General features: G+C 43.9%; 7 protein-coding genes. 2 read left to right on the plus strand and 5 right to left on the minus strand.

Annotation, left to right across the window (positions count from 1 at the left end):
- The first annotated feature begins 62 nt into the window (after positions 1-62).
- The gene (locus J5X94_RS01785) at positions 63-5381 is read left to right on the plus strand and encodes a DUF11 domain-containing protein (RefSeq protein ID WP_210539616.1); all 5319 of its coding nucleotides are present in this window, start codon (positions 63-65) and stop codon (positions 5379-5381) included.
- Between the two features lie 110 nt (positions 5382-5491).
- Positions 5492-6265 (plus strand): hypothetical protein, encoded by a 774-nt coding sequence (locus J5X94_RS01790; protein WP_210539618.1) that lies wholly within the window; start codon positions 5492-5494, stop codon positions 6263-6265.
- Positions 6266-6378: 113 nt separating this feature from the next.
- On the opposite strand, the gene J5X94_RS01795 is transcribed toward J5X94_RS01790, so the two are convergent.
- The 5 genes from J5X94_RS01795 to glpK all read right to left on the minus strand — a co-directional run bounded on the left by J5X94_RS01795 (position 6379) and on the right by glpK (position 12441).
- Positions 6379-7071: a TetR/AcrR family transcriptional regulator gene (locus J5X94_RS01795; RefSeq protein WP_010198157.1), complete on the minus strand. Its 693-nt coding sequence runs from the start codon at positions 7069-7071 to the stop codon at positions 6379-6381.
- A 215-nt stretch (positions 7072-7286) separates the two neighbouring features.
- Positions 7287-8315 (minus strand): endonuclease/exonuclease/phosphatase family protein, encoded by a 1029-nt coding sequence (locus J5X94_RS01800; RefSeq protein ID WP_210539620.1) that lies wholly within the window; start codon positions 8313-8315, stop codon positions 7287-7289.
- A gap of 241 nt (positions 8316-8556) precedes the next feature.
- Positions 8557-9888 (minus strand): hypothetical protein, encoded by a 1332-nt coding sequence (locus J5X94_RS01805; RefSeq protein ID WP_210539622.1) that lies wholly within the window; start codon positions 9886-9888, stop codon positions 8557-8559.
- A gap of 172 nt (positions 9889-10060) precedes the next feature.
- Positions 10061-10573, minus strand: a complete 513-nt coding sequence (locus tag J5X94_RS01810) for a hypothetical protein (RefSeq protein ID WP_189581493.1) — start codon at positions 10571-10573, stop codon at positions 10061-10063.
- A 263-nt stretch (positions 10574-10836) separates the two neighbouring features.
- Positions 10837-12441: a glycerol kinase GlpK gene (glpK, locus tag J5X94_RS01815; protein ID WP_210539623.1), complete on the minus strand. Its 1605-nt coding sequence runs from the start codon at positions 12439-12441 to the stop codon at positions 10837-10839.
- Positions 12442-12448: the final 7 nt, after the last annotated feature.

The following is a 12448-nucleotide window of genomic DNA, read 5'->3' on the forward strand; positions in this document are numbered from 1 at the left end:
ACAAATCAAGCTAGAGCAGCTTCACCCTATTACCAATTCACGTTCTATTGGATAAGCGACATATGACTAAATACTCAACGTCTAATCGTACTACATTGCGTACAGCGAAGGTTTCCGCGCTGTCAGTAGCAATGTTGCTTATGCAATCAAACATGGCCTTTGCTGCGCCTGATGCATTAGTACAGATAATCAATAACACCGCTCAAGCCAACTATAATGTAAGCAGTCAAACTGACGTAACGATTTCTAGCATCTCTAACCAAGTACAAGTCAAAGCTTCTGCACTTCCTGAATTTGGTATTGATCTAACGAAGCAGGCAGTACAGACAGTCATGCCCAATACTTTGGTTAATTGGGTCAATGTCCTAAGCAATACCAGCTACAGCAACCAAACGGTTGAGCTGACATTAAATATATCGCCAACTCTTTCTAATTTAAAAGTTTATCAAGATTTAAATAAAAACGGCATCGTAGATAGTACTGATAGAGAAGTTATCTTTGACAACTTGAACACTCAGATCATGCTTGGGCACAATGAAAGCATTCAGCTTATCGTACAAGCCTTGTCGGATCCTAACGGTAAAACTGATGATACTGCCGAGATTCAGATTGGTGCTATCGTTCTAGAAGATCCCTCAATAACTGCTAACGTTACTGACAAACTCGTTATCGTTGAGCCTGAGATAAAATTTACTACGCCTAAGTTTGATAAAAATAAAACCACCTCTCAAATCAATGAAAACGTCTATATTAATGCCAGCTACGCCCAATGCAACGTTCAATCTGATAAGCCAGATCAAGTGTGGATTACCATCAAATCTCCTAAGACTGGAGACAGCTATTCACTTAAAGGAATAGAGACCGGTAATAACACAGGTAAATATCAGCTGTCCGCAGCAACTCAAAATAACGCTAATGCTATTAACGACAAGCTTATCCAGACGCTGAACAACGACACACTGACTGCCAGTTTAGATGCTTGTATCGCCCCTTCGGTTGGCATTGGTGCTGATGAACTGCCGAACGAGTCTGACTTCACATTGCGTATCAGTGAACTGAGCTCACAAATTAATATCGTCGATGACAACCCAGCTTTAGTTGTAACGAAGGAAAGTGACGTAAAGAGCGCTGAGCTTGGTGATTATGTTAGCTACACGATTGATATTACAAACAGCGGCAACTCTACTGCTTATGACGTACAACTAAAAGATGCCTTACCACGTGGTTTTGACTACGTCGATGGTAGTGTGCGTGTTGGTAAAACTGCTGATACTAATATCAGTCAAACGCAAACTACTGAGTTTAAAGCTGATGGTAAATATCAGGTTTTAAGTTTAGGTAACATGGCGGTTGGCGAAAGTAAAAAAATTACTTATCGCGTATTAGTCGGTGCCTCATCTTTAGGTGGTGACGGTATCAACCGTGCGACTGCTGTTGCTAGCAACGAACAAGGTCAAGGCCTAGTTTCTAGAGAAGCGCAGTGGAAGATTGAAGTAGAGCGTGGTGTCATGAATACGGATGGCATCATCATCGGTAAGGTCTATCACGACATCAACCGTGATGGTATCCAACAAAAAGAAGATGGCGAGCTTGGCGTCGCGGGCGTGCGCATTTATATGGAAAACGGTAACTTTATCGTGACCGATCCTGAAGGTAAGTATAATTTTTATGGCGTTAGTGCCAAGACTCACGTGCTAAAAGTTGATCGCACTACCATACCTAGAGAAACCGAACTGGTTACCCAAAGCAATCGTAATACAGGTGATGCGGGTAGCCGTTTCGTTGACTTAAAATATGGCGAATTACATCGTGCCGATTTTGCTATCGTTGGTGGTATGGGCGATAGCACGGAACGCTTGAACGCAGAGCTTATTGCTCGTAGCAAATCTGTGAGCGCTAAGAATGACACCCTTGAGCAAGCCGTAAAAACTGAGCTAACCCTAGACCCTGATTACAATCGTGACTACGATGACAATGTGGAAGCCAGTGGCTGTAACGTCAATGGCGACTTAGACCTTGGTAATAATTGTGACTCTGCTATCATCAATGAAATGGTCAATCCAGCAGCCAATCGTGTCGATATGGCTGTCACCACGGTAGCGCCGCCAGTAGAAAAAGAGCTAGAAGAATACTTAAAAGAAGTGGCTAATAATGATGTCGCCTTTATCAACCTAAGCGAAGGTCAGCAGCTCAGTACTTATAAGCAAATGGTACAGGCCCAAGCGCCTTTAGGCTCTATTTTTACCCTTTATGCTAATGGTAAAGCGGTCTCAGAGCAGCAAATCGGCAAAACGGCTGAGCAAGAAAAGCAAAATGTGACTGCTTTTGATTACTATGCTGTTGACTTACAACGCGGAAACAATACCCTGCGCGGTGTTGCCACTGACGTGAATGGCAAAGTCATCTCTGAGCAAACTATCAAAGTATTGACACCTGATAGTTTGCAAGCGATCACATATCGCACTCAAGAACAGCTAGTGCCTGCTGATGGCGTGAGCGAATACCAGATAGTCATTAGTCTAAAAGATCGCGACAATCGCCCCTATATTGGTACTACTTCTCTTACGCTTGATACTAATATCGGTCGTATCAATTTGAAAGACAGCAGCAAAGATCAATCCGGTACTCAAGTTACTGTATCAGGTGGTGAGCTGTTGGTTTCAGTCATCGCCCCGAGTGTACCAGGTAAGGGTGAGCTAGTAATCGATACGGGTAGTAGCAAGCAAGTGATTCCGCTGCAGTTCACTGCTAAACTACGCCCTCTCATTGCTGTTGGTATCGTAGAAGGTGCTATTTCACTCAAAGATTTTGATGGCGGCAGTATTACTGATGCTCAAGGTGCATTTGAGCAAGAGCTTAATGATTTTGCTGGTAACGATGACTATACGGCATCTGGTCGTGCTGCGATGTTCCTCAAAGGCAAAGTACGCGGCGACTATCTGCTAACTCTCGCTTATGACAGTGATAAAAAAGGCGAACGTTTATTCCGTGATATCGATCCGGGCGAATACTATCCCGTCTATGGCGATTCATCAGCCAAAGGTTTTGACGCCCAATCTACCAGCAAGCTTTATGTGCGGGTAGATAAAGGCCGCTCATTTGCCATGTATGGTGATTTAAAAACTCAAATCGATAACGATGAAGGCATCAAGCTTGGTCAGTACAACCGTACGTTGACGGGTATAAAAGCACAGTATGAAGACAACAACACTCGTGTTACTGCCTTCATAGCCGAGACCAGCACCAGTCAGCGCGTTAATGAAACTCGTGGTTTGGGTATCTCAGGTCCTTATCCATTGGCTGAAAACTTTGACGCCGTATTAGAGAACTCAGAAACAATCGAGGTTATTACTCGCGATGCGAACAACCCAGGTTTGATCGTCAACCGTGAAACCCTTACCCGCTTTGCAGATTATGAAATTGATCCTATTAGCCGCAGCCTATTTTTAAAAGCCCCTATCGCTAGCCAAGATATTGATGGCAACCCTATTTATCTACGAGTCACTGTAGAAGTCGATGAAGGTGGTGAAAAATACTTGGTCGGCGGTATCGCTGCCAAGCAACAACTGAATGCTAAAGTGGCTATCGGTGGTAGCTATGTCAATAGTGACGATCCACTTAATAAAGAAGAGCTGGCCAGTGTCAACAGCGTTATCAAATTTAGCGATAAGCTAAAGTTGGTTGCCGAATACGCGATGAACAAAGCTGAAAACCCAAACTTTCAGCCAAGCAATCAGATTAATGCCGATCTTTTAGAAGGTAACGATGTCGAAGGCGACGCACTACGTATCGAGCTTGACTTTAATAACAAGAAAAACACCCGTGCCAAAGCTTATTATAACGACACAGACGAAGGCTTTGTCACTGGCGCCTCACCGCAGACAGCTGGTCGCACTGAATCTGGTGTTGAAGTTACTCATACATTAAACAACAAGCAAACCGCACTTAAATTTGAGGGCGTACGTACTGAAGATCATACGACCGAAGCCAATCGCGAAGGTGTAGAAGCAAGCATTGAACAGCGTCTAAGTCAGAATATCGTTGGCGAGATTGGGGTGCGCTACTACAAGCAAGATGCAACTGCCGCCTCACGTAATACCCAAGCAGCCACTGACGTGCTAGATGTCACCGATGACACAATATTCAACGATGACATCATCAATCAATCAGCACTCAATGGCGTCAGTAACGCTGACAAAGATATCGAAGGGATGACTGCCCGCGCCCGTCTGACAGCACGTTTGCCGAAGCTGAACAACTCGTTAGTGTTTGCCGAATATGAGCAAGATATTGACAATAGCGAACGTAATGCCACCTCTATCGGCGGCGAGACGCCACTGGGTAGCTTAGGTCGCTTATACGCCCGCCATGACTTAATTAATAGTTTGTCAGGTAGCTACGGTCTAGATGATTCTGATGAGCGTCAGCGTACAGTCGTGGGATTCGATGCCACTTATATGAAAGACGGTAAGGTTTACAGCGAATACCGTATGCGTGATGCGATTAGTGCGCGTGAGGCAGAAGCAGCTATCGGTCTAAAAAACAAATGGTATGTCCAAGAAGGTCTGACCTTAAGCACACTATTTGAGCGTGTCGAGTCTTTAGAAGGTGACGAAGATAGCACGGCAACCGCAGCGGGTGTCGGTGTTGAGTACCTAGCCAAAGAAAACTACAAAGCTTCAGGGCGTTTAGAAAAACGTTGGGGCGACACCAGTGACACCCTTCTCGGCAGCGCGGGCATTGCTTATCGTTATACCGATGATATTACTTTATTAGCAAAAGACATCTACTCAAAAGTAGATTATAACGATGGTCATCGCACCATCAACCGTTTCCAGCTTGGCGCTGCATATCGTGATTATGATAGCAATCAACTCGATATGCTTGCCAAGCTTGAGTATCGTCTAGATGACAACGCGACTGGTGACGATCCTTATCAAAAGGATGCGATTGTTTGGTCATGGAGCGGCAATTACCATCCGACTCGCCCATTAACGCTATCAGGTCGTTACGCGGGTAAGTATACAGAATATGATGCTGACGATATCGTAAGCGATAACACAGCTCATGCTGTCTATGCACGCGGCTTATATGACATTAGCGAGCGCTGGGATATTGGCTTACAAGCAGGTACTTATTGGAATAAGCAAGCGGATGATATGTCTTATATGCTGGGTGCTGAAGTGGGCTATAGCCCAATGACCAACCTTTGGTTATCACTCGGCTACAACTTTATGGGTTTTGAAGATGAAGACATCGCTTATGATGATAGCACTCAAGAAGGTGCTTACTTTAGACTGCGCTTCAAGTTTGATGAAGACTTATTCAAACGTGAAGACCCACGCAAAAACAAACGTCTGACCAGTAATTCTACGTTATAATCTAAATGTTACAATGTTACTTTGCTATTATTCATCGGTTAGTGACTCATAAAGTCAGTCTTAATAAGAGTAAATATCCACACTTATTACCTTAATATAAGGTCAGTATTATGTTGTACTCTGCGATTAAAGCAATAACTTACAAACAGCCTATCTATACTGCGCTCTCAGCAGTATTACTACTAGCAACTACGTCATCAGCAGTGGCAGCAGACAGCCATACTCAAGCTACCACTCTACAAGCCAATGACTATTGTGATAGTGAATTGCAAAGCGAAACGCCTGCTTATAAATATCAAAGCACGCATCAACGTGCTATGCAGTGTATGCTGACACAATTAAAAGAGTATCAGCAAAAAAGTATGAGCGCACGTCAGCAATACTTTGCTTATAAAGCGCAAGCTTGGCTGACCTATGCCATCCATCAAGACAGCATGAATAGTCGCTCAACTGCTGGGCTACAAGCAGCACAGTTTGCAGAAACCATACTACACGCGCTAAAGAATGATACGATACAAGACATTAGTCTGCATCAAGACATTCCCTCCAACTCAGCCTTGATGCGACCCGATCTGTGGGCAACCCTAAGCGCCCTAAAAGATAGTGACGGTATTACTTCAGCACCACGTGAACTGGCGTTCAGTGAGGTTTCTCTCATCTGGGCAGCGACCAATCAATGCGAGCGAGGCTGGCGCGAGTCAGGCAGCCACTTTCGCATGGCAGACCGTTGGCTAGAGCAAGCGCGTGAAGCTTATGTGAATGCCAATGATTCGCAAACCAACGTTGCTTTGCAGAATCTAATCGTCAGCTATTATGAGCAATATGCGCCTTTAGATACAAGTACTGATATTTGCCGTGGGCAGTTATTGACGCCGATCCGTTAGACCTATCCTAACCACAGCGAACAAAGACAGTAGACACAAAAAATCCGACATATGATGTCGGATTTTTTTATTTACTTAGGGCGTGTCATCAAAATGGCTAACTTGCAGAGAGACTAGCGATTCTTACGTGGTAGTTTTTCTGGTAGGTAGCAACGCAAGTAAGCAATAAATGCGGTGTTCGCTTCTTGAATATACTCATTGGTGATACTTTGATGACGGCGATAAGATAAGGTAAAGATAGCATTTACAATACTATAGGCGATCAATAGCGTGTCTTGAATGTCGTGGAAACTCGGCATTTCATAACGCTCTGACAAACGCTTATAAACCAAGTCAACGATCTGATGATCGATATCTTCACCAAAACTATCGCCTTCAAAATCAGGTGTATTGGTGTCATAAACGAGCTTGGCTTTGGTTTTATCGTTATGGAATATCGTCACACACTTATCGATAAGTGCCGTCAAATAACCCTGCCATCTGTCATAATTACCGATATCGACCGTTTCTACTATTTCTAATATTTCGATTGCATTCAAAAAGCGTAATGCTAAAAATATTGCTTCGATATTAGGGAAGAAATGATAAGCAGAGGCTCTTGGAATGCCGGCTTCTTCACATACAGCAGCCAAAGTAATATCATTAATAGCTTGTGTTTCGCTCAACTTTTTGGCACCAGCCAAAAGTTTCTGACGGCGTGCACGGCCTTGCTGACTGGTGAACTTGAATTTATTCGGTACCAGTTTTTTTGCCAGTTCCGAGTCTACCAACACATCTTCAATCTTTTCGTCTTTGTTTTCGCTCATTATAAATCTCTTAATGTTGTGCCCTATCTTTATAAATATGGTCTTCATTGGACAGTATTCATTCTAAATCTAAGAAAGACTGTTCGTTAGTTGGTAATACGGGCTAATATTACCGCTCTATACTCAATGAAGAGGCATCATAAACGCTTGTACACTATCAAGCAAGGGACATGCATGGGTTAAAAAAGAATGTATCAATTAACAACATAATAGGGTTAATCATGAAGTTTTATTTTCGCCCTTATAATACCATGATCGATGACTCTATCGGCATAATCCCACTTTAAATGGTCATTAAAATAGTCAACTCGTTCGACTTGACCAAGCGCAAACTTACTATCAGGCAAAAATTCTTCTGAAACAAACAACTGATCAATCACTTCTGGCATACCTTGATAGATATGGGTATACGCTACATCTTTCATCCAGCCATAACGCGCTTGGACACGAGCGGCATCAAACAAGGCAACATCACGCATGCTTTTGTCGTAATTCACTTCGCCAGTTTCAGTCATTAATTGCGTGGTCACACTACCCGTGACATCGTTCATATCACCGAGTAAGATTAAGGGCTCGCGAGTATGCTTTAAGCGTTCGATAATAAACATACGGATGGAGGCCGCTTCTGCTGCCCGCATACATAAGCTACGAAGTTTGGCACGAATACGAATATTGGGGTCATCCATATCTTCTAGCAAATTGCCAGCTTCATCACGTAAGAAAAAAGCGCGCTTGCTTTTAAGATGAGCCGTAATAACAGTAATCGGTTGCCCGAATGCATTGACTCGCAATACCAACGGTGGGCGATTAAAGCGTTTATAAGGACCGATATCAGGAATATCAATCACCGCCTTTGGTGCCACCTCTTCTAATAAAGTTGTCTCTAGCTGCTCAAAGCGACTAATAATTCCCACAGCAGGCGTATTTTGCGCCCCTCTACCTTGAGTATAAAGGCTCGCACTATCATTGCTTGCCAGCGGAATAACCACATGTTCAGGCTTAAATCCTAACGATACCGCTAGCGCTTCTAACGCTTCACTGTCCCATACTTCTTGTACAGCAATAATGTCGGCATGGGCTTTTTCTAGTAAATCGCTGATACCACGCAGTTTATTTTCATACGCTTTATTGCTATATGGCTCAGCATTTTCATAGTAAGTACGATTGGGATTGGCAAAATTTAGTAAATTAGCAGTGGCGATATAAAATTGTTTATCAATACCTTTATGGGCAGAGTAAGTCATAAAAATCCTAGTGCTATATGTATAGTATGCATTATTATGAATAAACAACGCAACTTGTTCATGATAATAGACCGCCCGTACTAAATCTGTAGTGTTTCGTATTGCTTTATCCTGCTACTTAAAACTCAAAAAATCGATCAACTGATAATGTAGCGAATACTTGCTCCATCAAAGTCATAACGCTAAATATTTATATGCATGTTACATCTGTACGTAGTTAGCTGTTTAACAGATTGGCTAATCACATTCGTTTGCGAGCCAATACAAAGGCGATACTACCAATCATAGAAGCCATGACACATAATATCAACAGCTGCACGTATTTGTGCTCTGCGCCAAATACTGGTGCCATCACTGTAATATAGCCACCGTTTTCTAACATATAGACAATACCAGCCATGAGCGCTGATACAAAGCTCACTATAATGGCCCAAGGTTTGACTTCCCAACTTGACCAAATACTAAAAAACACGACAGGTGCTAAAAACAAGGAAGCCGTACCACTAATGGCCACCGCATCAAACAGGTCTTTGCTACCAGTTGCAATGAAGGCCAAGCCTGCCAGCAAAAATCCTAGCATGATTAGTCTGCCATTTCTAACAGTTGGCTTTACCAGTTTCATATCAATGGCTATCAATTTTGCGGCACTGGCATACGTAGAATCTAATGTTGATATGGCTGAAATAATTAAGGCGAAACTAAACAACATCATTACCGCTGGTGAGAATAGCGTATTGAGCGTTTGCGTCACTTCAGTGGCACCGCCTGCATTGTTCAGCTGTGCGAATACACCTAGCAAACCAAACAGAAGGATACAAGCCATCGAAATAGGAGCAGCATAGTAAAATGACTTTTTGGTAGTGCCCCTGTCTGCTAAAAATCCTCTGTCAGTCATAACAGGATCATGAGCGGGATAACTCCATATTTGGATAAATGCAACTATCAATAATATCCATCCCTTGTTGTCAGCGGTATTAGATGAGCTGATAATGTCATCGAAGGAAAACAAGGGATGTGCAAACATAGCAACCGACAGAACAGCAATGGCGACGATCGTCAATAACGCTTGGGCAACATCTGTCTTTAACGCCGTGTGCAGCCCACCAATCGAAGAATAAATTAAGGTAGCAACCGCTATAATCAGTATTAGATAATTCTCATTAAAGCCTACGAACAAGGTGGTGATAAACCCAAATACCAGTAAGTTGCTGAACACCTCGCTCACTAATCGAAAACCAATCACTGCATTGTAAAGATGCTCACCAGTTGCCCCAAACTTGACTTGCATGAATGTCTGTATGTTATTGAAACCATGTTTGAATCGTAAGCTATCGACAATATGCGCGCCAGTGATAAAACTAAAATAATACATCCCATAAGCCAAAGTACCAGCGATACCATAGAAAAATCCCAAAACGGCCGCATTCATGAGCGACCGTGCAAATATCCAAGTAGTGACTTGAGACAACACCAACGTCCAAAGACTGGGTGGCTGACCTTGTAAAGACTTACCTTGATAAAATTTGGCGATATCAGGAGCAAGCTCACACGTTTCAGAAGAAGAGTCAGTCATAGTAGCTCTATGGGTTGTTAAGACATCATTAAGATTACCACAACTACCAAGGTTGCAACATGCAAAAAAGCCTCTAGAGCATGCTCTAGAGGCTTTAATATAGCTACAATTTCTAAAGGTAAAAACTCAGCTATAAAAATACGGAAATGCCGAGGTTTTCTATTTGCTAATGTTACGACACACGATTCCATGCATCCTGTGATGCTCTACGTGCCTCATTCCACTCCATGCGTGACTCACCTTTCACTTCATGCCATGAACGCTCCAAATCTGCTTCATGATCTTCAAAGCGAGCGTCCGCAGGATAGCGAGCGCGGTTAGCATAACCTACCGCATAAGCTGGGTGTAGGTCACGGTCAAAGTCATGCTCTTCGGTATAATAGTCAGCGTTTGCATGTTCGGCACGCCAGTAAGCTTCTTCATGGGTTGGATCAATTGCTTCAGCTGCTGCATGACCTGCACCGCCACCAACGATAGCGCCAATAGCACCACCGATTAATGTACCGAGTGGTCCTGCCATCGTACCGATTGCCGCACCTGCAGCTGCCCCACCTACACCACCAATACCAGTGCCTACTGGATGTGAGCCTGGCTCACCTGTGATAATGTCAGCATTCAAGTCTTGCTTGGCTTCTTTTGACATATGTTTTACTTCACTGCGATCAATTTCGTCATGGTTACTCATAATATTATCCTTAAATTATTTGTTATATTTTAGAGTTATTAAGTGCTAAAAATTAGCGGTGTTGCTTGAGTCATTTTTTATTTGATTCATCTAAATTATAGAAATTTATGTACAAGAACAGATAGATAGATTATGTAAACTGTGTCCATATTACGATTGTGTTGCGTTACAGCCTGTATCTTTCTCAAGGTTTTGTACGATGGATTTATGCTTTGAGTAATCACAAACACATGATGCCGCTAATTTCAGCAAAAAACCCCTGTCTACATCTGCATTAACGACCTTGCGATGGCTCGTTGCCATTTATAGAGGTGCTGCTCGCGTTCATCAGCAGACATACTCGGCTCAAATACTCGATCGACTTGCCATGAGGATTGCATCGTTGCTTCATCGTACAATCCCGTCTTTAGACCAGCAAGGAGCGCTGCACCTTTGGCAGTAATTTCCGTGTCTCTGGGACGCAGTACGGGGACGTCTAATAAGTCTGCCTGAAACTGCATGAGCAAATCATTATTGGCAGCACCGCCATCGACTCTCAGTTCGGTTAAGGGGTGCGGGCTGTCTTTTTGCATAGCGATTAACACGTCATACGTTTGGTAAGCAACTGCCTCCAACGCGGCACGAGCAATATGCGCTTTGGTCGTGCCGCGGCTCATACCTGTAATACTGGCACTAATGTCCGACCGCCAATAAGGTGCGCCAAGCCCTGTGAATGCAGGAAGCAGCACCACATCTTCACTACTATCGACTTGTCGCGCTAAGCTTTCGACCTCACCACTTTGCTGAATCATGCCTAGATTATCACGTAGCCACTGGACGATTGCACCTGCCATAAACACACTACCTTCTAGCGCGTAGGTGACTTCTTTTTTGGGCGGCTGTAGCATACGCTTGCCAGACTGCACGATTTGATCAAAGGATAAATTGTCGGGGCGCAGCGTTGTCGTCTTTCGTTGCCATGCTATCGTCGTCAATAGCTTATGCTCGCTCAACTTTGGCTGTTGACCGATATTCATCAGCATAAAACAGCCCGTCCCATAGGTGTTTTTGGCCATGCCAGCATCGAGGCAGCCTTGGCCAAAAAGTGCTGCTTGCTGATCGCCTAATACTGCTTGAATAGGGATTTGCTTGGCAAATAAGCCTTTTTTTGTTTTGCCAAACTCACCATCGGATGGCAGGACTTTGGGTAAAATATTCATGGGAATAGCAAAACGTGCACACAACTCCTCCGACCATGCCAGTTTATGAATATCGTACAACAGCGTACGAGAAGCATTAGTCACATCAATAACATGCTCACCGCCTGTCAATTTATAAACCAGCCAGCTATCAATGGTGCCGACTGCCACCTCGCCTTTGTGTGCTCGTACGCTAAGCTTGGGGTCATTTTCGAGCAGCCAAGCGATTTTACTGGCACTAAAATAAGGGTCTAAGCGTAAACCGGTGATTCGCTGCACTTCGTGTGCCATGTCATCGTCTTCATCCGTGTTACCGCTATGAGCCCCACCACCCGCGCTTTCAGCAGCAAGCGTTTTGCAGTAGCTTGCAGTACGGCGGTCTTGCCAAATAATCGCAGGTGCCAAGGGTTTGCCCGTTTTCTTGTCCCACATGACAATAGACTCGCGCTGATTGGTGATGGCGATGCTAGTGACATCGGTGGCGAGCAGCCCTGCTTGGTTAATGACGTCATGCGCACAGCTAATCTGAGTTTGCCAAATCTGCTGGGCATCTTGCTCCACAAAGCCCGCTTTGGGTGTCTGTAATGTGGTTGGCTGTTGCACCATTTTGATCGGACGCGCATGATCATCGTATAATATCGCGCGACTCGAAGTGGTGCCTTGATCTAGAGCCAAAATATATCCTGCCATTACTCAT

It is taken from the genome of Psychrobacter sp. K31L (assembly GCF_017942195.1).
GTDB lineage: Bacteria > Pseudomonadota > Gammaproteobacteria > Pseudomonadales > Moraxellaceae > Psychrobacter > Psychrobacter glaciei.